Annotated in this window: 23 protein-coding genes; 8 read left to right on the top strand and 15 right to left on the bottom strand. The window is 70.4% G+C overall.

Annotated features, from left to right (window positions below):
* Positions 1 to 193: 193 nt before the first annotated feature.
* The 4 genes from ACSHSS_RS14870 to ACSHSS_RS14885 form a co-directional block, all read right to left on the bottom strand.
* On the bottom strand, positions 194 to 2,212 hold the full coding sequence (locus tag ACSHSS_RS14870) for an LssY C-terminal domain-containing protein (protein ID WP_217023973.1): 2,019 nt from the start codon (positions 2,210 to 2,212) through the stop codon (positions 194 to 196).
* A gap of 111 nt (positions 2,213 to 2,323) precedes the next feature.
* Positions 2,324 to 2,776, bottom strand: coding sequence for a hypothetical protein (locus tag ACSHSS_RS14875; RefSeq protein WP_217023974.1), 453 nt, complete (start codon positions 2,774 to 2,776; stop codon positions 2,324 to 2,326).
* Between the two features lie 302 nt (positions 2,777 to 3,078).
* On the bottom strand, positions 3,079 to 4,338 hold the full coding sequence (locus ACSHSS_RS14880; RefSeq protein ID WP_208542285.1) for an MFS transporter: 1,260 nt from the start codon (positions 4,336 to 4,338) through the stop codon (positions 3,079 to 3,081).
* A gap of 149 nt (positions 4,339 to 4,487) precedes the next feature.
* A complete protein-coding gene (locus ACSHSS_RS14885; protein WP_105825496.1) occupies positions 4,488 to 5,513 on the bottom strand; it encodes an ABC transporter substrate-binding protein in 1,026 nt (341 codons plus the stop codon).
* Positions 5,514 to 5,720: 207 nt separating this feature from the next.
* Between ACSHSS_RS14885 and ACSHSS_RS14890 the strand changes: the two genes are divergently transcribed.
* Together ACSHSS_RS14890 and ACSHSS_RS14895 are read left to right on the top strand one after the other, a co-directional pair.
* Positions 5,721 to 6,386: a response regulator transcription factor gene (locus tag ACSHSS_RS14890; RefSeq protein ID WP_006397844.1), complete on the top strand. Its 666-nt coding sequence runs from the start codon at positions 5,721 to 5,723 to the stop codon at positions 6,384 to 6,386.
* Positions 6,373 to 7,782: a sensor histidine kinase gene (locus tag ACSHSS_RS14895; RefSeq protein WP_217023975.1), complete on the top strand. Its 1,410-nt coding sequence runs from the start codon at positions 6,373 to 6,375 to the stop codon at positions 7,780 to 7,782. The genes ACSHSS_RS14890 and ACSHSS_RS14895 overlap by 14 nt, the downstream gene beginning before the upstream one ends.
* A gap of 126 nt (positions 7,783 to 7,908) precedes the next feature.
* Here ACSHSS_RS14895 and ACSHSS_RS14900 read toward each other — a convergent pair whose 3' ends face one another.
* From ACSHSS_RS14900 to ACSHSS_RS14920, 5 genes are read right to left on the bottom strand one after another with little or no spacing between them, the layout of a single operon-like run.
* Complete coding sequence (locus tag ACSHSS_RS14900) at positions 7,909 to 8,673, bottom strand: ABC transporter ATP-binding protein (protein ID WP_217023976.1); 765 nt, start codon at positions 8,671 to 8,673, stop codon at positions 7,909 to 7,911.
* Positions 8,670 to 9,530, bottom strand: a complete 861-nt coding sequence (locus tag ACSHSS_RS14905) for an ABC transporter ATP-binding protein (RefSeq protein ID WP_217023977.1) — start codon at positions 9,528 to 9,530, stop codon at positions 8,670 to 8,672. The genes ACSHSS_RS14900 and ACSHSS_RS14905 overlap by 4 nt, the downstream gene beginning before the upstream one ends.
* A gap of 11 nt (positions 9,531 to 9,541) precedes the next feature.
* Positions 9,542 to 11,353: an ABC transporter permease gene (locus tag ACSHSS_RS14910; protein WP_217023978.1), complete on the bottom strand. Its 1,812-nt coding sequence runs from the start codon at positions 11,351 to 11,353 to the stop codon at positions 9,542 to 9,544.
* 20 nt (positions 11,354 to 11,373) lie between these two features.
* Positions 11,374 to 12,567, bottom strand: coding sequence for an ABC transporter substrate-binding protein (locus ACSHSS_RS14915; protein WP_217023979.1), 1,194 nt, complete (start codon positions 12,565 to 12,567; stop codon positions 11,374 to 11,376).
* 13 nt (positions 12,568 to 12,580) lie between these two features.
* On the bottom strand, positions 12,581 to 12,862 hold the full coding sequence (locus ACSHSS_RS14920; protein WP_445545170.1) for a hypothetical protein: 282 nt from the start codon (positions 12,860 to 12,862) through the stop codon (positions 12,581 to 12,583).
* A 60-nt stretch (positions 12,863 to 12,922) separates the two neighbouring features.
* Here ACSHSS_RS14920 and ACSHSS_RS14925 point away from each other — a divergent pair, with 60 nt between their 5' ends.
* The 4 genes from ACSHSS_RS14925 to ACSHSS_RS14940 are packed head-to-tail and all read left to right on the top strand — an operon-like array spanning position 12,923 to position 16,543.
* Entirely contained in the window at positions 12,923 to 13,915 is a 993-nt protein-coding gene (locus ACSHSS_RS14925; protein WP_445545171.1) for a LysR family transcriptional regulator, read from the top strand.
* A 49-nt stretch (positions 13,916 to 13,964) separates the two neighbouring features.
* Entirely contained in the window at positions 13,965 to 15,389 is a 1,425-nt protein-coding gene (locus ACSHSS_RS14930; protein ID WP_445545172.1) for an NAD(P)-binding domain-containing protein, read from the top strand.
* A 36-nt stretch (positions 15,390 to 15,425) separates the two neighbouring features.
* Positions 15,426 to 15,956, top strand: a complete 531-nt coding sequence (locus tag ACSHSS_RS14935) for a CMD domain-containing protein (protein ID WP_445545191.1) — start codon at positions 15,426 to 15,428, stop codon at positions 15,954 to 15,956.
* Positions 15,953 to 16,543, top strand: coding sequence for a peroxidase-related enzyme (locus tag ACSHSS_RS14940; protein ID WP_006397834.1), 591 nt, complete (start codon positions 15,953 to 15,955; stop codon positions 16,541 to 16,543). The genes ACSHSS_RS14935 and ACSHSS_RS14940 overlap by 4 nt, the downstream gene beginning before the upstream one ends.
* Before the next feature lie 236 nt (positions 16,544 to 16,779).
* Here the strand turns inward: ACSHSS_RS14940 and ACSHSS_RS14945 are convergent, their stop codons facing one another.
* The 5 genes from ACSHSS_RS14945 to ACSHSS_RS14965 all read right to left on the bottom strand — a co-directional run bounded on the left by ACSHSS_RS14945 (position 16,780) and on the right by ACSHSS_RS14965 (position 23,585).
* Positions 16,780 to 19,536 carry an Hsp70 family protein gene (locus tag ACSHSS_RS14945; protein ID WP_445545173.1) on the bottom strand — a complete coding sequence of 919 codons (2,757 nt, stop codon included), beginning with the start codon at positions 19,534 to 19,536 and terminating at the stop codon, positions 16,780 to 16,782.
* A gap of 5 nt (positions 19,537 to 19,541) precedes the next feature.
* Positions 19,542 to 21,383: an Hsp70 family protein gene (locus ACSHSS_RS14950; RefSeq protein ID WP_445545174.1), complete on the bottom strand. Its 1,842-nt coding sequence runs from the start codon at positions 21,381 to 21,383 to the stop codon at positions 19,542 to 19,544.
* Positions 21,380 to 21,976: a DUF2760 domain-containing protein gene (locus ACSHSS_RS14955; protein ID WP_035953862.1), complete on the bottom strand. Its 597-nt coding sequence runs from the start codon at positions 21,974 to 21,976 to the stop codon at positions 21,380 to 21,382. The genes ACSHSS_RS14950 and ACSHSS_RS14955 overlap by 4 nt, the downstream gene beginning before the upstream one ends.
* Positions 21,977 to 22,500: 524 nt before the next feature.
* Positions 22,501 to 23,118 carry a glutathione S-transferase family protein gene (locus ACSHSS_RS14960; protein ID WP_006404385.1) on the bottom strand — a complete coding sequence of 206 codons (618 nt, stop codon included), beginning with the start codon at positions 23,116 to 23,118 and terminating at the stop codon, positions 22,501 to 22,503.
* A gap of 98 nt (positions 23,119 to 23,216) precedes the next feature.
* Positions 23,217 to 23,585 carry a YciI family protein gene (locus ACSHSS_RS14965; protein ID WP_012217618.1) on the bottom strand — a complete coding sequence of 123 codons (369 nt, stop codon included), beginning with the start codon at positions 23,583 to 23,585 and terminating at the stop codon, positions 23,217 to 23,219.
* Positions 23,586 to 23,665: 80 nt separating this feature from the next.
* Here ACSHSS_RS14965 and ACSHSS_RS14970 point away from each other — a divergent pair, with 80 nt between their 5' ends.
* Together ACSHSS_RS14970 and ACSHSS_RS14975 are read left to right on the top strand one after the other, a co-directional pair.
* Positions 23,666 to 24,133 (top strand): MarR family winged helix-turn-helix transcriptional regulator, encoded by a 468-nt coding sequence (locus tag ACSHSS_RS14970; protein ID WP_060097471.1) that lies wholly within the window; start codon positions 23,666 to 23,668, stop codon positions 24,131 to 24,133.
* An 85-nt stretch (positions 24,134 to 24,218) separates the two neighbouring features.
* Positions 24,219 to 24,980: an isocitrate lyase/PEP mutase family protein gene (locus tag ACSHSS_RS14975; RefSeq protein WP_445545175.1), complete on the top strand. Its 762-nt coding sequence runs from the start codon at positions 24,219 to 24,221 to the stop codon at positions 24,978 to 24,980.
* A 181-nt stretch (positions 24,981 to 25,161) separates the two neighbouring features.
* On the opposite strand, the gene ACSHSS_RS14980 is transcribed toward ACSHSS_RS14975, so the two are convergent.
* Positions 25,162 to 26,361 carry an MFS transporter gene (locus ACSHSS_RS14980; RefSeq protein WP_006416426.1) on the bottom strand — a complete coding sequence of 400 codons (1,200 nt, stop codon included), beginning with the start codon at positions 26,359 to 26,361 and terminating at the stop codon, positions 25,162 to 25,164.
* Positions 26,362 to 26,401 lie beyond the last annotated feature (40 nt).

Raw genomic sequence — 26,401 nt, forward strand, 5'->3', positions numbered from 1 at the left:
TGCCTGCTTGCCTGCTTGCCTGCTTGCCTGCTTGCCTGCTTGCCTGCTTGCCTGCTTGCGGCAGCATCATCGTGCATCGAAAAGCCGCCGCTCGTTTTTATTTGCACGGCCCGCGCGCCGCACAATGCATCCCATCGACACCGCGGGCACACATCAACCTGACCGCCCCTCATCCGCCGGACGATCGGCACGTTCAAGGCTCGGCCGACCACACGAGCAGCACACCGCCCGGCGCGGCCGCCAGCCCGCGCGGCGCATGCACGATCGTCGGCTCGACCGCGAGCGTTTGCGTGAGCGTTTGCGCATCGTCGATCGGCGTCGAGCGCACGACCGTCATCAGCCGGGCAGGCCGATGCAGCGCCTCGCGATAGAGCGCGCCGTACCACAGCGCGCGCGTGCCGCGCGCATCCGACAGCGCGTACGGATAGCGCCACAGCCGCAGCACGAGACGGCTGTCGGCGTGCGCCGGATCCGCGCGCACGAACACACGCCGCGTGCTCTCGCCGTGCGTGTAGCGCGGCAGCACCGGCAGCGACTCGGCCGGCCCCTGCGGCATCAGCCAGCGCAGCGCGGTCTGCAGCGTCCACGGCGTCGCGCGCTGCCAGCCGGCCTGCGCGAGATGGCGGTCCAGCGTGTCGGACGTCGCGCACCACTGCAGCGGCAAGTATTCCTCGCGATCGCCGCCGATCTCGGTGCGGCGCGTCGGCACGCGTTGCCAGCCGCCGCGCATCCACTGGTCGACCGTCATCGCGACGACGTCGCCCGCATGCGGACGCGCGGCGCGATCGGCGTCCCATTGCGCGGGCACCAGCCACACGCCGACCGTCGCGAGCACGACCGCGAGCGCGACGGTCGCGCCGACCGGCTGCACGTGCTCACGCACGCGCCAGTACGCATGCGCGCCGGCCAGCAGCGCGAACCACGCCAGCCCGAGGCTCCAGCCGCCGACCAGCCCCGACAGCCACGTATCGCCGACGTAGAGCCGCGCGAAGCCGCCGAGCACGATCCACAGCACGACCGCCGTCACGACCGGCGTGCGCCAGCGCGCGGGCCGGTCGCGCGCGAGCAGCCAGCCGATCCCGCTGCTCGCGAGGATCGCGAACGCCGCGTCGGCATCGGGCAGCGGCATGTGCGCCGCACCGGGCGGTAGCGCCGCCGGCGTCGCCCCCGGCGGCACGACGCCGAACGCGGGTACGAGCACGACCGCGATGCCGACCGTCGCGAGCCACCATGCGGCGCTCGCCCAACAGCGGTGAATCGCGAGCCACGCGAGAAACGCGGCCGACACGATGAGCCCCGCGTCGCGGCCGTGCAGCACGACGACCGCGCGCATCGCGGCGTCGACGGGCGGCGTGCGCAGGTTCTGCAGGAACGCATACAGCGCGACGTCGGCGTGCATCAGCGGCGCGTTCGCGACGACGTCCTGCACGATCCGGCCGAACAGCCATACGCTCGCGACGAACAGCAGCGCGAGCACCGGCACGGCGCCCGGCAGCCGGCGCAGGTGTACAAGGCTGTCGTGCAGCCGCGCGCCGAACCGCGGCCAGTGGCGCACGCACGCATGCAGCGCAGCGGCGAACGCCGCGTGCAGCAGCGGCCAGCCGCGCCGCAGCAGCAGGCGCACGCCGTACCAGACGCCGAGCACGAGCGCGGCGACGACGAGCAGGATCGCCGCAATCCGCACGCTGAGCGCGGCGGCAAGCGCGGCCGAGGCACCGAACAGCATCCCCGGCGCGATATGCACGGGCGCCCAGACGAGCGCCGAGACGATGTTGACGGGATAGAACGACCGGCGCGGCAGCGTCGCGCAGCCGACCACGACCGGCACGACTGCGCGCACCGGCGCGAGAAAACGCGCGAGCACGATGCTTTTCGTCCCGTGACGCAGCACGAACTGCTCGCCGCGCGCATAGACGGCCGCGTGCCCGAAGCGCGCCCAGCCGTTGCGGATCATTCCGCGGTAGTGCCGCCCGAGTTCGTAGCTGATCCCGTCGCCGACGATCGCGCCGACGGCCGCGACACCGATCGTCATCCACGGATCGAGCGCGCCGGCGCCCGCGAGCGCGCCGGCCGCGAACATCACGGCGCCGGCCGGCACGACCGTGCCGATCAGCGCGATCGCCTCCGCGCATGCGGTCGCGAACACGATCGCGAGCGCGAGCGCCGGATGCGCGCCGATCTCGGCAAGCCAGGCGTGAATGGCGGCGCTCATCGCGCGCTCCCGCACCGCGACGCGGCGCGGCGCCGTTCGCGCGCGCAGCACCGGGCAAAGGGGAAGGAGAACTGGAGCCGCGCCCGCGCGCCGCCGGCCGCGCTGCGCGCGTCAGTCGCGCTCATGCCGGCGCGCATCGGCCTCGAGCGGCGCGTCGCCATAGCCGACCGTCGCAATCTCATGCAGATAGCGCGCGAGAAACGCACCGATCGACCCGGCCGCCTCGTACTGATGGACGTGCCGGAACTCGTGCGTGAGGAGTCGCCGCGTGCCGTGCCCGCGCAGCACGAACACCGCGTGGCCGAGCGTCAGGCCGATCGTGCCGGGCGGCAGCAATCCCGTGTCGCGTGCGAGCGCCGCGAGCGCCGGCGTGTCGGGAAACGGCATGCGCTCGACCGTCGCGATGCGGATCCGTTCGGGCCGCGCGACGCCGACCGCGCGCGCATCGCCGAGCTGCGGCCGCGTCAAGGGCACGCCGTCCGCGAGGCCGCGCGCGGCCTGCGCTTCGGCCCACGCGATAGCGTCGGGCAGCGCGGACGACAGTACGTCGGCAAGATCGATCATCGCGAACTCTCCTGGTGGCGCGGCCGTATCCTGCACCAGTGTAGTCCCGAACCAGGGGCGTTCGCGAGGCGCCGAGCGCGATGCGTGGGGCGGCGCACAAGCCGCTGCATCGCAGCAATCGCGTATGTGCGGGCAATGCCTGCGGCACGGCCGCGCAGCGCATCGCAGCGCGGCAAGCCCGCGCGTCGCGCGCCGCGCCTTTCGTCAGCGCATCGCCGTGACGCGCGTCGATCGTTGCGCGCACCGCACGCGCGCAGGCGCGTACCCGCCCAGGCATCGCGCCCGACGGTGCCGCGATGCACTCATGCGCCGGCCGCGACCATCGCGCGCTCGCTACGCGTCCACGCGACGAGCGCGCCGATGCCGAGCACGGCGAGGCACACGATCGGCACGATCATCGGGCCGAATGCGGTGCCCGTCACCTTGCCGGCGAACGGCATCAGGTTCTGGCTGAAGAAACCGCCGAGGTTGCCGATCGAATTGATCGCAGCAACGCTCGCCGCCGCACGCGCGCCGGTGAAGTAGCGCGGCGGCATCGACCAGAAGCACGGATACAGCAGCGGAATGCAGGCGCCGCCGAGCACGAGCGCGACGAAGCGCAGCGGCGTCGACGGCAGCACGAGACTCAGCAGGAAGCCGAGCGCGCCGAGCGCCGCGACGATCGAGATCGTGCGCAGAATGCTCTTCGCGCGGCGCAGCTTTGCCGGCAGCCACAACAGCAGCAGCACCGCGAGCGCCCACGGCAGCATGCTCAGCAAGCCGTTCGTGCTGCTCGACACGCCGAACGACTTCACGAGCGTCGGCAGCCAGTACGTGACGCCGTAGAGCGACGTCGACATCAGCATGTAGGTCGCCGCGAACAGCATCACGCGCGGATCGAGCAGCGCCTTCCACGGCTGCGCATGCTCGGCCTGCGCGGGCTTTTCGCGCTCGAGCGCGGCCGCGACGATCTGCTTTTCGCGTTCGTCGAGGAAACGCGCCTCACGGAACGACGCCGGCAGCACGCGGAACACGACGATCGCGACGAGCACGGCCGGAATGCCGGTCGCGACGAACACCCATTGCCAGCCCGCGAGGCCCCAGACGCCGTTCAGGCTCAGCAGCACGCCGCCGACCAGCGACCCGAGCATGTTCGCGAGCGCGCTGCCGAGCGTGAAGATGCCGAGCACCTTCGCGCGATAGCTCTGCGGAAACCACAGCGTCAGGTAGTAGATGACGCCTGGATAGAACCCGGCCTCGGCGATGCCGAGCAGAAAGCGCAGCGCGCAGAACACGGGCATCGAGGTCGTGAAGCCCATCAGCACCGTGATGAGCCCCCACGTCAGCATGATGCGCGCGAGCCAGACGCGCGCGCCGTAGCGATGCAGCGCGAGCGTGCTCGGCACTTCGAACAGCAGATAGCCGATGAAGAACAGCGACGACGCGAGCCCGAACGCAGCCTCCGTCAGCCCGAGGCTGTGCACCATCTGCAGTTTCGCGAAACCGACGTTCTGCCGGTCGATGAACGCGATCAGGAACATCACGACGAGTATGGGCAGCAGGCGCCGCGCCATCTTCGACATGATGCGCTGTTCGTCGGCGGACGCGGCGTCCGGATAGGCGGTGGAATTCACTGCAGGTACCTCCGTGAAACGGTTGCGTATCGTTGAAATGCGGCGCGCCGCGCGCGACGGGCGCGCGATCGCGGCATGACGGGAATGGCCGGCTGCGCTCAGCCGGACCGGTAGTCGTCGAGCATCGGCGCGAACATCTCGTGCCACGCGCGCGGCTTCGCCTTGATCGTGCCGGCGAGGTAGAGGAAGTCGACGTAGTCCATCAGCTGATTCGGGCGGACCGAGAAGCGCGTCTCCGGCGCGGCGAGCATCTGCATCACGTCGTCGTGCGACACGCCGACGCCCGACGACGCCGCATAGAGCGCCGCCGCCGCACGCGGGTCCTGTGCGATCAGCCGGTTCGCTTCGTCAAGCGCGCCGAGAAACGCCGTGGCGAGCGCCGGTTCCGCATCGACGAGCCGCTTCGGCGCGAACACGACGTCGAGCGTCATCGGGCCCAGGACGTCGACCGAATTCACGACGCGATGAATGCCCGGCTGCCGCAGCTCGAGCGTCGAGAACGGCGGCGACGTGAAGTGCGCGGTCACGCCGTTCTCGCGGCGGATCAGCGCCTGCATCGCCTGCGGATGCGGCAGGTTCACCGTGATCGAATCGAGTTGCGCGAAATGCGCGGCGCCGAGCTGGCGACTCGCGACCATCTGCAGCACGACCGCCGACAGCGACGTGCGGATGCCCGGTACCGCGATCCGGTCGGACCGCGTGAAGTCGCGCAGCGACGTGAGGCCCGGACGGTTTGCGTTCAGCGACAGCGACGTCGTCGACAGCCCGCTGATGCCGATCACTTCGACGTTCGGAATCCCGCGGGCGCGCGCCCACAGCTCGATGAAACCCGGCGCGCCGGCGCCGGCAAAGTCGAGCGTGCCGGCCATCATCGCGTCGTTGACCGAGTTGCCGCCGTCGAGCAGCACCCAGTCGACCGCGACGTCGCGCATTCCGTGCCGCGCCGCGTGCCGCTCGAACAGCCGCTGCTTCTCCATCACGAGCAGCGGCAGATACAGCACGCCATAGCCTTTGGAGATCCGCACCGTGCGCGGCTTCGCGCGCAAGAGCGACGGCGCGCCGAGCGCGCCCAGCATGCCGAGGCCGGCCGCGATCAACGCGCGGCGGCGCGGGCGCGACGTCATGCGCGCACCCTCGCGCGGCGATCCGCAGGCGGCGGCGTGCCGCGCCGTGCGTTCGTCGTGCTCGTGACCTGCTGCATGTTGGCGTCTCCTCTGGTATTAATGCCGTCTTCGCATGCTCCGGCTCGACACAGGTTATCGAGCGAGTCTGAGAAAATGCTGACATCCCGGCCTCGGGAAAACCCGTAACCCCTACCTGCAAACGGCACCATGCGCATTCTCGTCGTGGAGGACGATGCGGAGATCGGCGCGGCGATCCGCAGCCGCCTCGCGCGGCTCGGCCATGCCGTCGATCTCGAAACCGACGGCTCGACCGCGAACAGCCTGCTGCGCGTCGAGCGCTTCGACCTCGTCGTGCTCGACGCCAACCTGCCCGGCCTCGACGGCTTCGCGGTGCTGCGCAACCTGCGCGCCGCGGGCAGCACGACGCCGGTGCTGCTCGTCACCGCGCGTTCGGCGATCGACGATCGCGTCAGCGGTCTCGGCCTCGGCGCCGACGACTATCTCGTGAAGCCGTTCGACTACCGCGAGCTCGACGCGCGCGTGCAGGCGCTGCTACGCCGCAACAGCGGCCATGCGAGCGACGTGCTGACGCTCGGCGGCCTCGTGATCGACCGCAGCAGCCGCCTCGCGGAACTCGACGGCAAGCCGCTGTCGCTGTCGCGCCAGGAGTTCGCGCTGCTCGAGATTCTCGCGAGCCGCCCGCAGCGGATCTTCTCGAAGGACGAACTGCTGAATCAGCTGTTCAGTTTCGGCAACGAGCCGAGCGCGAACGCGGTCGAGCAGTATGTGACGCGCGTGCGCAAAAAGCTGCAAGGCAGCTCGGTCGAGATCCGCACCGCGCGCGGGATGGGGTATCAGATTGCCGCGCACTGACTGGTTCCCGAAGACGCTGTTCGGGCGCACGCTGCTGTTCATCGCGCTCGTCGTCGCGACCGGCGCGCTCGCACTCGCCGCGATCGCGCGCTACTACGCGGGTGTCGCGGCCGAGCGTGCCTACGATCAGCTGCTCGCCGGCGCGTCGATCCAGGTCGCGGAGAATCTTTACGTGCAGGGCGGCGTGCTCGCGCTGAATCCGCCGGTCGCCGCGCTCTCGACGCTGTCGCGCTACGACCTCGTCTACTACAAGGTCGTCGATTCGCGCGGCGTCGTCGTGGCCGGCTACAACGATCTGGCCAGCTCCGCGACGCTCGCGGCCGCGAAACAGGGGCCCGCGTTCGCGAACGCCGTCTATCACGGGCACCGGATCCGCACGGCCACCATCGCGCGCTACATGCCGGAAGAAAGCACGCCGGGCTGGGCGCTCGTTACCGTTGCGCAGACAACGAATGCACGTCAGCAGCTGACGAACGAGATGAGCATCAAGGTGTGGACGCTGATCCTGCTGATGAGCGTGCTCGCGATCGGCGCAAGCGGGCTGGCGATCCGGCGCGGGCTGCGCCCGCTCGCGCAGATCGGCGCGATCATCGCGGCGCGCGATCCGGCCGATTTGCGGCCGGTGGCCGTCGATACGCCGAGCGAGATCGACGCGATCATCGGCGCGATCAACGGGCTGATTCGGCGGCTCGCCGAGCGCATCAACGCGATGCAGCGCTTCATCGCCGACGCCGCGCACCAGATGCGCACGCCGCTCGCGCGGCTCGATGCGCAGATCGAGCTGCTCGACGGCGACGACGATCCTGCGCGTCATGCGGCGCGGCTCGATGCGTTGCGCGCGACCTGCGCCGATGTCGGCCGGCTCACCGGGCAGCTGCTCAATCACGCGATGGTGATTCATCGCACCGAGGCCGTGCCGCTGCAGCCCGTCGATCTGGTCGCGCTCGCGAAGGACGTGCTCGGCCGCGCGATTCCGCTCGCCGACGCGCGCGACGTCGCCGTCGCATTCGCAAGCGACGCGCCGCACGCCTGGATCGACGGCGATGCGATCAGCCTGCAGGAAGCGCTGTCGAACGTGCTGCACAACGCGCTGCTGCACGGCCATGCCGACGACATCGTCGTGTCGGTCGCGACGTCGGGCCATGCCGACGATGCGGTGACGCTGACCGTCACCGACAACGGGCGCGGCATTCCGCGCGAGCATTGGGATGCCGCATTGCAGCCGTTCGTGCGGATCGCGCCGGATGGGACGGAGCGCCGTACGGGATCCGGGCTCGGCCTCGCGATCGTGCAGGAAGTGATGAAGGCGCACGGCGGGCGCGTCGGGTTCGCGTTTCCGGATGCGGGCGGATTTGCGGTCGTGCTGACGTTTCCGAAGGCGGCGCGAACGGGCTAGCGTCTACGCGCGAATCGACGATCGTCGCGGTTGCGCATCGCCGGTCGGTTCAGTTCGTCATACGGTCGGGCGTTGAACGCGTCGAACACGCGGCACGACATGTCGACGCCGGCGCGCGACCCGCGTTCAGGCCGTCACTGCCTCGCCGCCCAGATAGGCATCGCGCACACGCTCGTCGTCGAGCAGCGTCTTGGCCGCGCCTTCGAGCACGACGCGCCCCGTCTGCAGCACGTAGCCGTAGTGCGCGATTTCCAGCGCGAGGCTCGCGTTCTGTTCGACCATGAACACCGTCACGCCCTGCCGGTTGATCGTATCGATCAGCTCGAGCACCTTGTCGACGTAGAGCGGCGACAGCCCCATCGTCGGCTCGTCCATGCAGATCAGCTTCGGCCGCGCCATGAGCGCGCGCGCCATCGCGAGCATCTGCTGCTCGCCGCCCGACAGCGTGCCGGCGCGCTGCGTGAGCCGTTCGCGCACGCGCGGAAACAGGTCGAGCACGCGTTCGTAGTCGTCGGCCACCGCCGCGCGATCGCCGCGCGTGTACGCACCCATCAGCAGGTTCTCGCGCACGCTCATGTCGCCGAACAGCCGCCGCGCCTCGGGCACGGCGGCGATGCCGCGTCGCACGCGCTGCGGCGTCGCGAGGCTCGTCACGTCGTCGCCGTCGAAGCGCACGACGCCGCGGCGCGGCCGCATCAGCCCGAGAATCAGCTTCATCGTCGTCGACTTGCCGCTCGCGTTGCCGCCGAGCAGGCTGACGATCTGCCCGCGGCCGACCGCGACGTTCACGTCGAAATGCACCTGCACCGGTCCGTAGAACGTGTCGAGATGTTCGAGTTTCAGCAAGGCGTCGGTCATGGTCGTATCGGATGACGAAGAAAACGGGCTCATGCGGCTGCCTGTGCCGCGTGAACGGCCGGTGCACCGCCCGCGTGGCGGCGGCCGAGATAGGCTTCGATCACGCGCGGATCATGGCGCACATCGCGCGGTGCGCCTTCGGCGATCTTCACGCCGTTGTCGAGCACCATCACGCGATCGGACACGCGCATCACAAGTTCGAGCTTGTGCTCGATCAGCAGGATCGTCAGGCCGCGCGCCTTCAGCGAGCGGATCAGCTCGAGCATCTCGGCGGTCTCCGTCTCGTTCATCCCGGCCGTCGGTTCGTCGAGCAGCAGCAGGCGCGGATGCAGCGCGAGCGCACGGCCGATCTCGACGCGCCGCCGGTTCGCATACGACAGGCTGTGCGCCGGATGATCGATGCGCGGCGTGAGTCGCTCGCCGAACCCGGCGACGATCTCGCGCGCCTCCTCGCGCAGCGCCGCTTCCTCGCGCCGCACCGACGCCGGGCGCAGCAGCGCGCGCAGCACTTCGGCCGCCGCGCCCAATACGGGCCAGCCCGGCCGCGCCGCGCGCAGCCGCGCATGCGCGCCGATCAGCACGTTGTCGAGCACGCTGAGGTTGCCGAACACGCGGCCATGCTGGAACGTGCGCGCCAGTCCGAGCGCGGCGAGCCGTTCGGGCGCCGCGCCCGTGACGTCGCGGCCGTCGAACGTCACGCGCCCGGCATCGGGCCGGTCCGCGCCCGCGATCAGATTGAACAGCGTCGACTTGCCCGCGCCGTTCGGTCCGATCACGCTCAGCAGCTCGCCTTCGGCCAGCGTCAGGCTCGCGCCGTCGAGCGCCGTGACGCCGTCGAAGCGGCGCGTCAACCCCTGCACGTCGAGCAAGGGCGGTTGGGTGGTAATCATCGCTTTCCTCCTCACACGGTGCCGAGCAGGCCCTGCGGCCGGAACCGGACGAGCAGCAGCAGCACGAGTCCGTAGATCAGCATCCGGTAGTCGGCCGCCCAGCGGAACAGTTCGGGCAGGCCGATCAGCGCGAGCGCGCCCGCGATACCGCCGAGCACGTTGCCGAGCCCGCCGAGGATCACCATCGTCAGCGCGAGGATCGACACCTGCGAATCGAAGGTCTGGTGATTGATGTAGCTGTACAGGTGTGCCGCAATACCGCCGCTCACGCCCGCTGCGACACCGCCGACCGCGAATGCGATCGCCTTGTAGCGGTTCGGTGCGATCCCGTGCGCGCGCGCGGCGACGTCGTCCTCGCGCACCGCGCGCAGCGTGCGGCCCAGGTGCGAACGCAGCAGCCGCACCTGCACGAGTGCGAACGCGACGAGCACCGTCAACGTGAACCAGTACGCGGCCTGTGCGGTCGACGCCCACGGCAGCGGCGCGATGCCCGTGATGCCGAGCGGCCCTCGCGTGAGACCGTCCCAGTTCAGGATCACGAGGCTCACCACTTCGCCGATGCCGAGCGTCGCGATCGACACGTAGTGACCGCGCAGCCGGAACGCCGGATAGACGAGCAGCGTCCCGAGCACGGCCGTGATCGCGCCCGCGCACGGAATCGTCACGGCCGGCGACCAGCCGAGATCCGACGACAGCAGCGCCGACGCATACGCGCCGATCACGAGCAGCGCCGCATGGCCGAGCGAGATCTGCCCGACCGTGCCGGCGACGAGCGTGAGGCTCAGCGCGAGCAGGCCGTACAGCCACGCGTTGGTCAGCGTCTGCAGGACATAAGGCGATGCGCCGAGCCAGGGCAGCACGGCCGCGAGCGCGACCAGCGCGACGATCGCCGGGCGCGGCACGCGCAGCGCCTTGGCGGCCGCGAGGAAGGTGCCCGTCATCGGCTCGGGCGGCAGCGCGCGGTTCGCGCTGAACAAGCCGTTCGGCCGCCAGACGAGGAACACGATCAGCAGCCCGAACGCGAACAGGTCGCGATAGCTCGTGCCGAACAGCGCGACGCCGTAGCTTTCGACGAGCCCGAGCAGCAGGCTCCCCGCGATCGCGCCCGGCACGTTGCCGAGCCCGCCGATCAGCAGCGCGACGACGCCCTTCAGTGTCGCCTGGAAGCCCATCGCGGGATCGATGCTGTTGTAGTACATGCCGACCAGCAGCCCGCTCACGCCGCCGAGCGCGCATGCGATTGCGAACACCGTCTGGTTCACGCGGTCGACGTCGACGCCCATCTGCAGCGCGGCGTCGCGATCCTGCGCCATCGCGCGCACGGCCCAGCCGAGCCGCGTGAAGCGCAGGAAGCCGTACAGCAGTGCGGCCGCCGCGATGCCGATGCCGGCGATCAGCAGATCGAGCGACCCGAGCGTGGCGCCGCCGAGCCGCAGATGCCAGTCGGGCAGCGGCGTCGGCACCGCGCGCGGATCCGCGCCGAACGCGAGCTGCGCGAGCTGGTCGAGGATGAAGCTGATGCCGATCGTCGCGAGCAGCGGCGCGATGCGCGCCGCATGACGCAACGGCCGCAGCCCGATTCGTTCGATCGCGACGCCGAGCGCGCCGCAGCCGAGCACCACCGCCGCGAGCGCGACCGGCAGCGGCAGCCCGAAGCGCGTCAGGCACAGCCAGCCGATGAACGCGCCGACCATATAGACCGAGCCGTGCGCGAAGTTGATCAGATGCGACACGCCGAAGATCAGCGCAAGCCCGACGGCGAGCAGCGCGTAGATATTGCCGACGATGAGGCCGTTGAGCGTGTAGTCGAGCCAGGATGCCATTGCGATGCGTCCGGTACGGTTCAGCGTGCCGCGAGCTGCGGCTTGGCACCGTCCCACAGCGCCCACCGGCCCTGCTTCACGACGAGATACACGGTGCGCGCGCCCGCGACGCGGCGCGTCTGCGGATCGAAGCGCACCTTGCCGAAGATCACGCTCGGCACGTCGCTGATCTTTGCGAAGCCATCGTGTGCGGCCTGGCGCGTCGTGCCGTAACGGCGCAGCACCTCGGCCGACAGGATCAGCGCGTCGTAGGCGCGCGCGACGAACGAGTCGGGATCGGCGTGGAATTTCGCGCGATAGCGCTGCACGAACGCCTGCACTTCGGGGCGCGGTTCGGCCGGGAAGAAATTCGATTCGGTGTAGACGCCGTCGACGGCCGTGCCGCCCAGTTCGAGGAACTTCGGCGAATACACGGAGCCGACCGCCGCGATCGGCAGCGCGATGCCCGAGGTGCGTGCCTGCCGCACGATCTGCGCGCCGTCCGCGTAATACGAGATCAGCACGATCGAGTCGGGCCTCGACTCGCCGATCCGCACGAGCGTCGAACGGAAATCCTTTTCGGCGGGTTGATAGCCTTCGGCCGCGACGACCTGCGCACCGAGCGCTGTCGCCGCCTTCGCGAAGATGTCCTTGCTCGTGCGGCCCCAGTCGGTGTTCAGATACAGCACCGCGATCCGTTTGAAGCCGAGTTCCTTCACGGCGTAGCGCGCGAGCAGCGGCTGTTCCTCGGCCTGGCTCAGCGCGGTGCTCCACAGATAGTCGCCGCCCTTCGTGAAGTCCGGGTGCGAATTCGTGAAGCCGAACTGGATCAGTTGACCGCGCTGATAAATCGGCGACGCGGCCATCGACGTCGCGCTCGAAAAATCGCCGAGCTCGATCACGACGCGCGGATCGGCGACGAACTTCTGCGCGATCGCCACCGCCTGGCGCGGATCGCTGCGGCTGTCCTGGAAGTCGATCGCGAGCGGCCGGCCGTGTATGCCGCCTCTGCCGTTGATCTCGTCGAGTGCGAGATCGAAGCCGCGCTTCCACTGCTCGCCGTATTGCGCGTCCTGCCCCGTGAGCGGCCCGCTCACGCCGACGACGACCGGCTCGCCCGAGACGCCTGCCGCGAGCGCGGCGCCCGTCGACAAACCCCAGGCCGCCGCGAGCGCCGCCACCGTGCCCAGCACGCGCCGCCATGCGCCGCGCGCGTCGTTCCCCGAAACGTTCATGGATCCCCCAACGTCAGTCAATCGAAAAGAGTGAGGGCATGAAACCATCGGGGTCCGGACGATCCAACGAAGTTTTGCGCATATCGATATCGCGGCGCACGCGTAGCGCATCGTGCGCTTCGACGGCCGCCTGCGCATGCGGCATCGCGTGGCCGCGACGAGGCGCACTCATCGTGTTGATTCGATTGCCGTTTCCGGTTCGGCAGCGCGCGTGCGAGATGCGCATCGGCGCATAGCCGGCGATGACGACACGCGCGCCCTTCGCAGTTTTCGCGCTGTCGATAGCAAAAATCATTATAAGAATTGCGCATGCTCACGCTCCTACAATGCGCAAATCGCATCATCGGAACGCGTCATGGAGCTGCATCAACTCGAGGCTTTTTCCGCCGTCATGTCGGCCGGCAGCGTGACCGGCGCGGGCGAACTGCTCGGCCGCTCGCAGCCCGCCGTCACGCGGCAGATCCAGGAGCTCGAGGCCGATCTCGGCTATGCGCTGTTCGATCGTCACGGCCCGCGTGTCACGCCGACGCGGCGCGCGTTCCTGCTTTACGAGGAAGTCGAGCGCTCGCTGATCGGCCTGCGCGCGATCGACGCGCGCGCCCGTGCGATCGGCAGCGAAAGCGCTCAACCGGTGCGCATCGCCGCGACGCCCGCGCTCGCGGCCACGATCGTGCCGGCCGCGCTCGCGGCGCTGCCCGACGACGCGCACGTACCGCACTACCAGTTGCGCAGCGAATCGGCCGAGCACGTCGTGCACGAAGTGCTGGCCGGCACCGCGGACGTCGGCGTCGTCACGCTGCCGATGGCGCATGCGGGGCTCGACGTGCACTGGATCGCGCAGACGCCCTGCGTCGCGGTGCTGGCCGCCGGCGATCCGCTCGCGGCCAAGCCTCGCATCGCGCTGCGCGATCTCGCGCGCCGCCGCATCGTGACCGTCGCGAACCGCCATCGATTGCGCCAGCGCATCGACGCGGCATTCGCCGCCGCGCGCGTGGAGCCGCGCGTCTTCATCGAGACCAATGCGTCGCTCAACGCGGTGATGGCCGCGCGCGCCGGCGTCGGGATCGGCATCGTCGATCCGGCGACGGGTGTCGCGCTGCCAGTGGACGGCGTCGTCGCGCGGCCGCTCGAGGTCGACATTCCGTTCGCGTTCGGCGTCGCGACGCCGGCCGGCAAGATGCGCACGGCGGCCGTCGATGCGCTGCTCGATGCGTTGCATCGCACGACGCGCGCGCTGTTCGACGACGCGATCTTTCACGACGCGTCCGCACACGACGCGCTGCTGCGCGGCGACCGCCCGCGCACGCGTGCGCGGGTGCGCAGGACGAGCCGGGAGATTTCCGCATGACGGCTTTCCACACCCTTTCGAACAACGAAACGAAGGACGAACAACTCGCATGACGACCTCACTCGACGCACTCGAATCGCGGCTCGCCGAGGACCTGCGCTGGCTCGACCTGCCCGCGCCCTCATGGGTGCCGCCGCGCGACGTCGACGGCATGCGCGTGCTCGACGTCGCGATCGTCGGCGGCGGGATGGCGGGGCTCGCGGCCAGCGCCGAACTGCGGCTGCTCGGCATCGACAACCAGTGCGTGATCGATCGCGCGCCGGCCGGCTACGAAGGTCCGTGGGTCACGTTCGCGCGCATGGATACGCTGCGCTCGCCGAAGCAGCTTGCCGGCCCCGCGCTCGGGCTGCCCGCGCTGACGTTTCGCGCCTGGTTCGAAGCGCAATACGGTCGCGACGCGTGGGACGCGCTCTACAAGATTCCGCGCACGCAATGGATGGACTATCTGCGCTGGTATCGGCGCGTGCTCGACCTGAACGTGCGCAACGACACGACGCTCGTCGCGCTGCGCCCGCGCGACGACGGCCTGCTCGCGCTCGATCTCGACACGCAGGGCCACGCGCAGACGCTGCTCGCGCGCCACGTCGTGCTCGCCACCGGCCGCGACGGGCTCGGCGGCCCGTACGTGCCGCACGTCGCGCAACGCGCGCCACGCACGCGCTGGGCGCACTCGTCGGAGCCGATCGACTTCGCGGCGCTGGCCGGCAAGCGCGTGGGCGTCGTCGGCGCCGGCGCGTCCGCGTTCGACAACGCGGGCACCGCGCTCGAGGCCGGCGCCGCGCGCGTCGACCTGTTCTTCCGCCGCCCGGACATTCCGCGCATCAACAAGCTGACGGGCATCGGCAGCCCGGGCCTCGTACACGGCTATGCCGACCTCGACGACGCCAGCAAGTGGCGCTTCATGCATTACGCGCTGACGTCCCAGACGCCGCCGCCGCGCGACAGCGTGCTGCGCGTGTCGCGCCACGCGCAGGCCTTCTTCCATGCGGGCAGCCCGATCGAGACGCTTGCCGAGCATGCGGACGGGCTCGAAGTCACGACGCCGCGCGGCCGCTACGTCGTCGACTTCCTGATCTTCGCGACCGGTTTCCATTCGGACTGGACGACGCGCGCGGAATTCGCGGCGTTCGCTGCGCACGTGCGGCGCTGGAAGGATCGCTATCGCCCTGCGCCCGGTACCTGGCTCGACGAGTTGGCCGAGTCGCCCGATCTGGGCCCCGCATTCGCGTTCCAGGAGCGCGAGCCCGGTGCGTGCCCGGCCGTGACGCGCATCCACTGCTTCAACCATGCGGCGAGCCTGAGCCACGGCAAGCTGTCCGGCGACATTCCCGCGATCAGCGCGGGCGCCGAGCGGCTGGCGCGCGGCATCGCGAGCCGGCTGTTCGACGCGGACCGCGAGCGCCACTACGACGCGCTCGTCGCGTTTTCCAACGCCGAGCTGCAAGGCGACGAATGGCGCGACGCCGATGCGTGAGCGCCTGTTCCATTGACGATGACGGATACCGAAATGATGACCGATACCCTCACACCGGCCGCTGCGCCGGATACGATCGACCGCGTGGCCGGCCTGCGCGACGACGATGCCACGGCCGTACTGCGTCGCGCACGCGACAAGGTACGGCTGCATACGCAGCTCGGCGAAGCGGCGCTGTTCGATCCCGCGCTGCCCGACCTGTCGCCAATCGAGCGTCTGCATGCCGCGCGATATGTCGCGCAGCGGTCGAACGCGCCGGCCCTTGCGTCGCTTTATCGCGCGCGTCTGCTCGACGCCGGCGGCAACGACGCCGACATCGCGCAAGCCGATGCCGATGCATTCGACGCACTGCCCGCGCGGCTCGGCGCCATCCTCGCGCATGCACGGCTTCTGACGACGTCGCCGGCCGCTGCGCAGCGACCCGATCTCGATGCATTGAAGGCGGCCGGCCTCACGACGCCCGCGATCGTCGCGCTGTCGCAGCTCGTCGCGTTCGTTACCTATCAACTGCGCGTCGCGGCGGCGGCGCGGGCACTGCAGGCGCGCGTCGCGAAGGAGGCCGCATGACGACGCACGCTCACGGCTTCACGTTCGACACGCTCGGCTGGCGTGCGTGGCTCGACACCGTGCCGCTCGACACGGCGACGCCCGAACAGCTCGCGGTGCTCGAAGCGAGCCATCCGCAGGCCAAGACGTCCGACTACTATCTGCTGCTCGTTCACCTGCCCGAAATCCTGCGGCAGCGCTCGGGCGTGTTCAACGCGATCATGTACGGGCCCGGCGGGCTGTCGCGCGCGGAGCGCGAACTGGCGAGCACGGCCGTGTCGCGCGTGAACGGCTGCGTGTACTGCGCGTCCGTGCATGCGCAGCGCTTCGCGCAACTCGCGAAACGCACGGACGCGATCGAGCAGGTGTTCGACGATCCGGCGACGGCCGGCACGACCGCGCGCGAACGCGCGATCGTGCGCTATGCGATCGCGCTGACCGAGCGGCCAGATGCGGTCGGCGCGGACGATATCGCAGCGCTCGAAGCCGAGGGGCTCACGCACGAGGAAATTCTCGACCTGTCGCATGCGGTCGCGATCTTCGCATGGGCGAATCGGTTGATGCTGACGTTGGGGGAGCCGGTGTTTGCGGAGGCGGGAGGACGGTAGCAGGGGCGATGTGGCGGACGATGTGTCGTCTGCGGTGCGGCGGCCGATTACGCGCTACACGCGTGCGCCGCACGGGGCGCTGCGGCAGATCGCCGAGCAGGCCGCCGAAGCGGTGAACGTGCTGCGGCGTTTGCGGTCGCCCGCGGATAGCCGCTCCGTTCGATGGCCGCTCCCGGATCGTCGTCGCCGGCAGTTCCGCGGACGCGCATCTCGCCGCGATACTGCCCCACCGCCCCTCAATCCCCCAACAACTTCAACCCCGCCGGCAACGTCTCACCGAACACCCGCACCGTATCCGCCTCGTCGAACGCGACGACCTCGCGCACGCGCTCGATCCACGTATGCGACACGTTCGCGGCCGACAGCCGCCGGATCACCGCGTCGCGCGTGTCGTCCGGCAGATCGCGTTCGCGGTCGCCCGTCAGCTGCGCAATCTGCGCGGCGGCAAACGCCGCAGGCTCGACCTGTTTCCAGTCGAGTGCGAACAGCGCGTCGAGCCACCGGCACGCGACGTCGGCCGGCACGACGTTGTGTGCGCTGCCGTAGAACGGACGCCGCGCGCCGACGCGCCCGAGCGCCCAGGCGCGCAGCGCGCGCTCGGCCGGCTTCTGCACGGGCGCGATCAGCCGTTCGCCGAGTTCGATCTTGCGTTCGATCGGCAGCCGTTCGAGCGACGCCGACAACCGCATCATGTCGGCGGGCCCCACCTTGTCGGGATCGAACGGCAGCTTGCGTCGCTTGTCGTCGGGCGACGGCTCGAGAAACGCGATCGCGTCGCGCACCTGCATCTGCGCGTCGTCGTCGAGGCCGCCGGCCGCACGCCGCCACAGCGTCCACCATTCGGACCATACCTGCGCGTCGTTCACGTACTGGATGCCATCGTCGAACAGCGGCCACAGCTGTTCGATGCGCCACGCATCGAGCGGATGACCGAAGCCCGGCCGCACGCAATAGCCGGCGAGATTGAGCCATGCCCGTTCGTGGTCGGCCGAGCGCCGGCGTCGGCGCGCCCGCGCGAGCAATGCGTCGAACAGCTCGCGCGCGAGCGCGACGTCCCATTCTTCGCGCGGACCAAGCACCTGTTCAAGTTGCGCACGCAACCGTCTCGTATCCTTCGGCGTCACGTTCGCCGCGCGGCTGCCGAACGAGCGGTCGATCAGTTCGAGCGCCTGGTCGATACGCGGATGCCGCGCAGGTGCGGCGCCGTCCTGCTGTGCGGGCGCGTCGCCGCGCAGCTGGAATTCGAGGCGCCAGCGGCGCGCGGCATCGTCGGTCGCGATGCAGTGCATTTCGAGCGTGCCGACTTCGGTCAGCGATGCGGTCAGCTTCACCGGCGTCTCGCGCGCGCCGCCGTCGGCCTGCCCGTCGACGACGGTCGCGATCGGCGGCAGCCGCACGAAGTCGCCGCCGTCGAGATCGACGAGATCGCCCGGCCGGTACGCGGTATCGGCGACGGTCGACATCAGGTGAAAGCGCACCGGCTGCCCGAGCTGCAGCGCGAACGTGCGATCCTCGAGCCGGATCTCGCGGCCCTCTTCCGCACCGTGCGGCAGCAGGCACACGCCGCGCGGCCGCCCGTCGGCCGCGCCGTCGTCGAGCACGAGGAAATAGCTGCGCGCCGAGCCGCCGCCGATGCGCGGCGCATGCCCGGCGCGGGCGAGACCGTATGCGACCGCACCGCGCGCGACCGCGACGTCCGGATGGGCGTTGTGCAGCACGTCGAGCGGCGCGCCGCGCCACGCTCCGAGCGTCTGCGCGAGGCGGCCCGCCAGCGCGTGCGCACGAAACACGCCGCCGTTGAGCAGCAGCGTGTCGGGCAGCGGACCTTCCGCGTGACGCTTCAGGAACGCGGCGACGTGCCGCGTGACGGCCGGATCGCTCGCGTACGGCAAGCCGAATTCGACGATCGCCGCACGCGCACGCTGCGGCAGCTCGTCGGCCGCGACCTGCGGAAAAAAGCCATCGACGACGATCTGCTCGACCTCGCGACGCGTCAACTCGGCCGATCGCGCGCCGCCGACGAGCCGGCTGCCGGCACCGAGCAGCGTGACGGTCACCGATTCGGGCGCATCGTCGCCGAGCAGGCGCTCCTTCGCCGCGCGGCAACGCTCGACGAGCTGCGACAGGCTCGCGGCCGACAGCCGCGTGCCGGGCTCGGTCAAGCGCGTCTCGACGAGGCGCGCGAGCGCGAGGTCCATGTTGTCGCCGCCGAGCATCAGATGATTGCCGACGCCGACGCGCGTAAACGTCGGCTCGCCGTCGTCGCCGGGCGCGACGTCGACGAGCGTCAGATCGGTCGTGCCGCCGCCGACGTCGCAGATCAGCACGCGTCGCGGCGCGGCGAACGTGTCGCGCAGCGTCGCACGCTGGCCGTACAGCCAGTCGTAGAACGCGGCCTGCGGCTCCTCGAGCAGCCGCAGCGCAGGCAGCCCCGCGCGTCGCGCGGCCTCGACGGTCAGCGCGCGCGCGCCGTCGTCGAACGAAGCGGGGACGGTCAGGATGACATGCTGTTGCGCGAGCGGCGCGTCGGGAAAGTGCGCATCCCATGCGGCACGCACGTGCGCGAGATAGCTCGCGCTCGCATCGACGGGCGACACCTTGTCGACGCCCTCGGCAGCGCCCCACGGCAGAATCGGCGCGAGGCGATCGACCGACGCGTGCGACAGCCAGCTCTTCGCGCTCGTGACGAGGCGGCCCGGCACCTGCGCGCCAAGCGTGCGCGCATACCGCCCGATCACGGGCGACGGCGCATCGTCGCGGCCGGCCTGCGCGGCCGCGCCGGCGGCCTGCCACGGCAGCCGCAACGCGTCCGCCGCCAGTTCGCCGGGCGCCGGGTGATAGCGCACCGACGGCAGCAGCGGCTGCGCGGCGACCGCGCCGGCGCCGACGAGTTGCTCGACGTCGAACACGCGAATCGCGTCCGAGCCGGGCTCGACGTAGGCGACGACCGTATTGCTGGTGCCGAGGTCGATGCCGACCGTATAGCGCTTCATTACGCTCAAGCGGTGCCGCGCACGTCGAACTCGACCTTCCAGCGCTCGTCCGTGCCGCTCGGGATCGCTTCGAGCTCGAGCGTACCGGCCTCGGTCACGCGCGCATGCAGCCTGACCGGCACGATCTCGCCGACGGTGCGCCCTTCGGCCGGCAGCGTCGCCTGAATTTCCTCGAGTTCCTGCAGTTCGTCGGGCGACCAGAAATCGAGCAGCGTGCCGACTTCGTCCTGACGACGCACCGACGAGCCGAAGAAGCGGAAATGCACGGGCTCGCCGACGACGAGGCCGAATTCCTGCGGCGGCAGCGCGGCGCTCGTGCCTTCCTCCATCCCGAACGGCGCGACGCAGAGCGCCTGCACCGGCGGTTCGAGCCCGGGCACGGCCGGCATCGCCGACTCGATCGCGACGTAGTACGCACGGGCCGTACCGCCGCGAATGCGCACGCCGCGGCCGCGCTTCACGTAGCCGTAGTACGCGGCGCCGCGCGCGACGGCGAGATCGAGATCCGCGCCTTCGAGCAGCCGGGCGGGCGGCGCGCCTTCGGCGGCGAGCCAGCCGTTCAGCGTGTCGAGCACGCGCTGCGTCAGCAGCGACGACTTGAACACGCCGCCGTTGAACAGCACGGCGGTCGGATGCAGGAACGTCGCGCCGGCCGGCAGCGTATGCTGCACGCCTTCGAGCGCGTCGAGCGCCGCGACCTGCCGGCCGAGGAACGCCGCGAGATGGCGCGTGATGCCCGCGTCCTGCGCATACGGCAGGCCGAGCTGCGTGAGGCCGACGCGCGCGCGCGCCATCGGGCGCGCGGCCGCATCGACCTGCGGGAAGAAGCCTTCGAGTATCGTCTGCGTCAGTTCCGCGCGCGTCAGCTCGGTGCGGATCGAGCCGCCGATCAGCTTCGAGCCGCGGCTCGGCACGACGAGCGGCACCGCGTCGGTCGTCGGGTCGGACAACAGCGTTTCCTTCGCGCTGCGGCACGCGTACGTGAGCGCGCGCAGCTGCCACGGATCGGCCTGCGTGCCCTGCTGCGCGAGCTTGCGCGCGACGACGTGCGCGAGCGCGAGATCCATGTTGTCGCCGCCGAGCAGGATGTGTTCGCCGACCGCGACGCGATGCAGCTCGAGATTGCCGTCGCGCTCGACGACCGCGATCAGCGACAGGTCGGTCGTGCCGCCGCCGACGTCGACGCAGAGAATCAGATCGCCGACCTTCACCTGCTTGCGCCAGCCGCCTTCGCTCTTCTGGATCCAGCTATACAGCGCGGCCTGCGGCTCCTCGAGCAGCGTCATCCGCGTATAGCCGGCCGCGCGCGCGGCCTCGGCCGTCAGTTCGCGCGCCGCCGGGTCGAACGAGGCGGGGATCGTGACGGTGACGTCCTGCTCGACGAACGGCGCGTCGGGATGCGCGTGATCCCACGCTTCGCGCAGATGCGTCAGATAGCGGATCGAGCTTTCGAGCGGCGACACGCGCGTGACCTCGGGCGGCGCATCGCTCGGCAGGATCGCCGCGCGGCGATCGACGCCTGGGTGGCACAGCCAGCTCTTCGCGCTCGACACGAGCCGGATCGGCGTGCCGGCGCCGCGGCTGCGCGCCATCTCGCCGACCGCGAAGTCGCGCGACGCGGTCCACGGCAGCGTCAGGTCGCCCTGCGTGAGTTCGCTCGGATGCGGCAGATAGAGAAACGACGGCAGCAGGTCGCGCGATTCGAGCGCGCCGGGTGCCGTGAGTTGCGTGATCGGCAGCACGTGCTGTGCGATTTTTTCGCCGTCGCTGGCGGCGCTGTCGACATACGACAGTGCACAGTGCGTGGTACCGAGATCGATACCGATCGAATAGCGCGGATCGCTCACAGTTCCACCTCCGCCGGCGCGATCACCGACGCGTCGTGGCTGCCCGTCAGCTTCGGCAGACGCACGTCCGCGACGCGCCAGCCGCGATGGCTGACGGTGCCCGTAAACGGCGCCGACCCGACGACGTTGCCGGTCACGCGCACGGCCGTCGCGTCGAAGCCGGCCGGCAGCGTCACGCGGCTGCCTTCCGCCTCGTCGCGCACCGGCACGATCGTGAAATGCTCGCGCAGCGTCGCACGGCAGCCGTCGTGCACGAGACGTGCGGCCGCTCCGATGTCGGCGTCCGAGTAGCCGGCGATGTCTTCCTCGACGAAATCGATGAAGCGTGCATCGCGCTGCAGCAGGCCGAGCAGTTGCAGGGCGGCCTGCGGGCTCGCTTCGCGCAGCTCGGGCGCGGGGGCCTTCGCCGCGGGCGCGGGTGCCGGCGCGGGTGCCGGCGCGGGCGCTGCGGCGGGCGTCGGCGCGACCGGTGCCGCGGCGCCGTCGCGCAGGCGCAGCACGTTCGCGGCGAACTCGCGATTGCCGAGCACGGAGAAGAAGGTCCCGACGGCGAGCGACAGCCGGCCGAAGAAGGACAGGTTGGATTCGGGCATGGGGTCTGGACTCCTGTGGGCTCGCCGCACGGCGAGCGTCTTGCCTGGCCCCGGCCGGCGGCGCGCGTCAGGACGCGCGCGCCCGTCGCCCGGAGCGCGATTCTGGCCCCCTCGCGGGGTGCGGAAAACCCGTATTTTGCCCTGTGGCGGGCGAACCGGGACAGAAGTCGGGGGACAGACCATGCCGGGGGCGGCGCGGCGGTCGTGTCGGGAGCAGGCGGTATGGCTCGGGCGACGGCGCGGCCGGGCGGATTCGCGGATAGGCAGCGCATGCGCGCGCGATGCACACTCGCGCCCGCGGCGCGGCGCGGCGCCGACCGCGTACTCGTGACCTCAAGACAGCATCGAGCGTCGGCACGCAGATCGGCGATCGGCATGTCGCGCTCGACAACCGAATGCGACCGCGCCACCAATGACCGGCCGCCCCTCGCCGCGCCGTGCGCCGATCGCGCCGACCGCACCGATCGCACCGATCGCGCGGCCGGCCGGCTACCCGGCGTCCGAAAGATTGCGCGATCGGCCGATCACGCGGCCTTCATCGCCTCCGCGATCCGTTGCGGCGCGGTCGGCCGCGCATACATCCGCTCGAGATACGCGCGCAGATTCGGGAACGTGTCGATCAACCCGTACTCGCCCGCCCAGTCGATCAGATAGGCCGTCACGCAATCGGCCACCGTCAGCGTATCGCCGACGATGAACGCGCGCCCGTCGAGATGCCGCTCGAGAATGACGGCCATCGACGCGAAATCGTCGCGCGCGAGCGCGATGTCGGCCGGCAGCCGCTTGTCGGGCGGATACAGCATCGTGTGCCGCGCGATGCGCCACAGCGGCTGCTCGAGCTCGGTCACCGCGAACATGATCCAGCGATACGCGTGCGCACGCTGCGCGAGATCGACGGGCAGCAGGTGCTTGTCCGGATACTTGTCCGCCAGATACAGCACGATCGCCGCCGACTCCGGAATCACGAGATCGCCGTCGATCAGCACCGGCACCTTGCCGGCCGGATTGATACGCAGAAAATCGGGGCGGCGGTGCTCGCCCTCGAGCAGGTTGACGGGCACGAACTCGAAATCCACGCCGAGTTCCTTGAGCCCCCACAGCGCGCGCTGCGTTCGCGTGCCGGCAAATCCGTAAAGCTTCATCGTTACGCTCCTTTCGGTTCGGAATCGCGCAAAACAACCGCCGACCGCGGACGGCGACGCAGCGCCATCGCGACGCCCGCCCGCCGCCGCGACGGCGCTCATCCGCGCGGAATCTCCAGCACGGGCATCACGTCGATCGTCTCGCCCGGAAAGATCGTGAAATGCGGATGGCCTTCGAACATTCGCGCGGCGGCGTCGTGAGACGCGGCGCGCACGATCGTGAAGCCGCCGAGCGCGTTCGACGTATCGTCGATGCCGCGCGCGCTGACCGTCTTCGTCTTGCCGAGCGGGCCGCCCATCTCGACGATCGCGTCGCGATGCCGATCGGCCCACGCGCGCCACGCGGCGATCCCTTCCTGCTCCTTCGCGCGTCGCGCCTGTTCGGGCTGCGCGATCCACGCCTGCATGCGCGGGCTATCCTTGCTGCCGAGGAAAACCGCGAGATACAACTGCTGTTGACTGCTCATGTGTCCTCCGTCCGAGTGCGCGCGGCACCGTGCCGCAGATCGCCCTTGACACAATAGGTTGGTATCAACACAATTGCAACATGGCACGAAAAGAAAAGCTTCCTTTCGAGACGACGCTGATGGTGCGCGACTGCTGCCTGTGCCTGCACATGCAGCGCGCGGCGCGTCATCTTGCGCGCGTGTTCGACGACGCGCTGCGTCCGCTCGATCTGACGAACGGGCAGTTCTCGCTGCTGATGTCGCTGAACCGGCCGGAGCCGGCGCCGATGAAAGCGGTCGCGTCGCTGCTCGCGATGGATCGCACGACGCTGACGGCCGCGCTGAAGCCGCTCGAGCGACGCGGCCTCGTCGCGATCGAGCAGGATCCGCACGACAAGCGCAGTCGCCTGCTCGCGCTCACGCCGGCCGGCGAGCGCCTGCTCGCCGAGGCATTTCCGCTGTGGCAGCAGACGCATGCGGAAATCGAAAAGCCGTTCGCGGCGGGCGATATGGACGCGTTGCGCGGCCAGTTGCGCATGCTGTCCGAGGCACCGCCGGCGCGCGACTGAGCCGTCGCGAGATTTTCCGTGCGCGCGCGGCGCGAAAGCGTATCCTTCATCGCGGCACTCGATCCGCCAACCAGGAGACACGCATATGACAACTGCTGACAAGCATGCCCGCTTTCGCGCACTGCATCGCGCCGGCGATCCGCTGGTGCTGTTCAACGTCTGGGATGCGGGCAGCGCGCGCGCCGTCGCCGACACCGGCGCGCCCGCCCTCGCGACCGGAAGCTGGTCGATCGCGAAAGCCAACGGTTACGCGGACGGCGAAGACATGCCGCGCGCGCTGGCCATCGAGCTGCTTGCCCGCATCGTCGCCGCGACCGACCTGCCGGTCAGCGCCGATCTCGAAAGCGGCTACGGCGAGCAACCCGACGACGTCGCCGATACGATCGCGCTGAGCATCGAGGCCGGCGCGATCGGCTGCAATCTCGAGGACAGTGTTCCCGCGACGGGCGAAGTGCGCAGCGTCGACGAAGCGGTTGCGCGCATCGCCGCAGCGCGCCGCGCGGCCGACAAGAGCGGCAGCGGATATTTCATCAATGCGCGCGCGGACGTCTGTTTCGTCGTCCCCGCCGACACGCACGACGAGGCACTGATCGACGCAGTGCTCGCGCGCGCACGCGCCTACGCGGAAGCCGGGGCGGACGGGCTGTTCGTGCCGGGCCTGAAGTCGCCCGCGCTGATCCGCAAGCTGACGGCGGCATCGCCGCTGCCGGTGAACGTCATGCGCGTGGCCGACACGCCGACGATCGCGGAACTCGCCGCATGCGGCGTGTCGCGCATCAGCCACGGGCCGTATCCGTACATTCAGGCGATGAAGGCGCTTGCGGCGCTCGTGCCGCCACGCGGCTGAGGCTGAGGTCGATGCTGACGCCGACGCCGCGCGCGTCGGCGCGATCGCATCGAAGCGGAACCGCGCGGCACGCGCGTGTTGCTGCGCGCCGCCGCCGTTGCACCGGCCGGCGCGCGCGCAACGAGACATTCCCGTCGACGAATCGAAGCGGTGCCCGGCCCGGCACCGCACACTGCACTCGTTACGACACGGCTTCGACGCGCTTCGGCACCGCGGTGACGATCGTCGCGACCGCGACGGCCAGCACCACCGCCGCGCCGACGAACACGCCGCCTGCGCCGGTCGCATCGAACACGACGCCGCCCGCCGCCGCGCCCGTCGCGATCGCGAGCTGCACGGCCGCGACGATGAGGCCGCCCGCGCTCTCCGCTTCGTCGGGCACCGTGCGCGTGACCCACGTCGACCATGCGACCGGCACGCCGCCGAACGCCATCCCCCACAACGCGACGAGGATCGCATCGATCGCCGGTGCGCGGCCGAGCACGACCAGCAGCACGCCGAGCACGACCATCAGCGCGGGCATCGCGATCAGCATCGGCCGCAGCCGGTGTTCGAGCACGCGGCCCGCGAGCGACGTGCCGACGAAGTTCGCGACGCCGTAGCCGAGCAGGATCGCCGACAGCCCGTTCACGCCGACGCCCGCGACCTGCTCGAGGAACGGCCGCAGATACGTGAAGAAGGCGAAGTGACCGGTGAAGACGAGCGTCGTCGCGAACATCCCGAGGCCGACGCCCGGCCGGCGCAGGACGTCGATCAGCGTGCGCAGCCGCGTCGTGCCGCTCGGCGGCATCGACGGCAGCGTCGCGACCTGCGACAGGAACGCGACGCCGCCGAGCGCGGCCGCGATCAGGAACACGTTGCGCCAGCCGATCAGGTGACCGAAGTAGCTGCCGAGCGGCGCGGCCGCGATCGTCGCGACGGCGACGCCGCTGAAGATGATCGACAGCGCGCGCGGCACCATCGCGGCCGGCACGAGTCGCATCGCGGTCGCGGTCGCCATCGTCCAGAAGCCGCCGAGCGCGATGCCGAGCACGACGCGGCCGATCAGCACCGTCGTCAGGTTCGTCGCGAACGCGACCGCGAGATTCGAGGCGACCAGCAGCAACGAGAACGCGAGCAGCACGCGCCGGCGGTCGATCGTGCGCGTCGCGGCGGCGATCAGCAGGCTCGTCACGAGCGCGACCGTCGCGGTCGCGGTGACCGCCTGACCGGCGACGCCTTCGGTGACGCCGAGACTGTCGGCCATCGGCGTGAGCAGGCTCGCGGGCAGGAATTCGGCCGTGACGAGCCCGAACACGCCGAGCGCCATCGCGAACACCGCGCCCCAGGCCGGTTCGCGGGGAGCCGCCTGCGCGGCGGTGGAGGAGATTCCGGGATTCATCCGTCGTTCCGTATCGTAAAAGGTCGATGACGGCGTATCG

The organism is Burkholderia sp. BC1 (assembly GCF_052683555.1).

Bases quoted from the DNA above. Each gene is read 5' to 3' on its own strand.
- ACSHSS_RS14870 (WP_217023973.1), bottom strand. From the start codon at position 2,212: ATGAGCGCCGCCATTCACGCCTGGCTTGCCGAGATCGGCGCGCATCCG.
- ACSHSS_RS14875 (WP_217023974.1), bottom strand. From the start codon at position 2,776: ATGATCGATCTTGCCGACGTACTGTCGTCCGCGCTGCCCGACGCTATC.
- ACSHSS_RS14880 (WP_208542285.1), bottom strand. From the start codon at position 4,338: ATGTCGAAGATGGCGCGGCGCCTGCTGCCCATACTCGTCGTGATGTTC.
- ACSHSS_RS14885 (WP_105825496.1), bottom strand. From the start codon at position 5,513: ATGACGTCGCGCCCGCGCCGCCGCGCGTTGATCGCGGCCGGCCTCGGC.
- ACSHSS_RS14890 (WP_006397844.1), top strand. From the start codon at position 5,721: ATGCGCATTCTCGTCGTGGAGGACGATGCGGAGATCGGCGCGGCGATC.
- ACSHSS_RS14900 (WP_217023976.1), bottom strand. From the start codon at position 8,673: ATGAGCCCGTTTTCTTCGTCATCCGATACGACCATGACCGACGCCTTG.
- ACSHSS_RS14905 (WP_217023977.1), bottom strand. From the start codon at position 9,530: ATGATTACCACCCAACCGCCCTTGCTCGACGTGCAGGGGTTGACGCGC.
- ACSHSS_RS14910 (WP_217023978.1), bottom strand. From the start codon at position 11,353: ATGGCATCCTGGCTCGACTACACGCTCAACGGCCTCATCGTCGGCAAT.
- ACSHSS_RS14915 (WP_217023979.1), bottom strand. From the start codon at position 12,567: ATGAACGTTTCGGGGAACGACGCGCGCGGCGCATGGCGGCGCGTGCTG.
- ACSHSS_RS14920 (WP_445545170.1), bottom strand. From the start codon at position 12,862: ATGATTTTTGCTATCGACAGCGCGAAAACTGCGAAGGGCGCGCGTGTC.
- ACSHSS_RS14925 (WP_445545171.1), top strand. From the start codon at position 12,923: ATGGAGCTGCATCAACTCGAGGCTTTTTCCGCCGTCATGTCGGCCGGC.
- ACSHSS_RS14930 (WP_445545172.1), top strand. From the start codon at position 13,965: ATGACGACCTCACTCGACGCACTCGAATCGCGGCTCGCCGAGGACCTG.
- ACSHSS_RS14935 (WP_445545191.1), top strand. From the start codon at position 15,426: ATGACCGATACCCTCACACCGGCCGCTGCGCCGGATACGATCGACCGC.
- ACSHSS_RS14940 (WP_006397834.1), top strand. From the start codon at position 15,953: ATGACGACGCACGCTCACGGCTTCACGTTCGACACGCTCGGCTGGCGT.
- ACSHSS_RS14945 (WP_445545173.1), bottom strand. From the start codon at position 19,536: ATGAAGCGCTATACGGTCGGCATCGACCTCGGCACCAGCAATACGGTC.
- ACSHSS_RS14955 (WP_035953862.1), bottom strand. From the start codon at position 21,976: ATGCCCGAATCCAACCTGTCCTTCTTCGGCCGGCTGTCGCTCGCCGTC.
- ACSHSS_RS14960 (WP_006404385.1), bottom strand. From the start codon at position 23,118: ATGAAGCTTTACGGATTTGCCGGCACGCGAACGCAGCGCGCGCTGTGG.
- ACSHSS_RS14965 (WP_012217618.1), bottom strand. From the start codon at position 23,585: ATGAGCAGTCAACAGCAGTTGTATCTCGCGGTTTTCCTCGGCAGCAAG.
- ACSHSS_RS14970 (WP_060097471.1), top strand. From the start codon at position 23,666: ATGGCACGAAAAGAAAAGCTTCCTTTCGAGACGACGCTGATGGTGCGC.
- ACSHSS_RS14975 (WP_445545175.1), top strand. From the start codon at position 24,219: ATGACAACTGCTGACAAGCATGCCCGCTTTCGCGCACTGCATCGCGCC.
- ACSHSS_RS14980 (WP_006416426.1), bottom strand. From the start codon at position 26,361: ATGAATCCCGGAATCTCCTCCACCGCCGCGCAGGCGGCTCCCCGCGAA.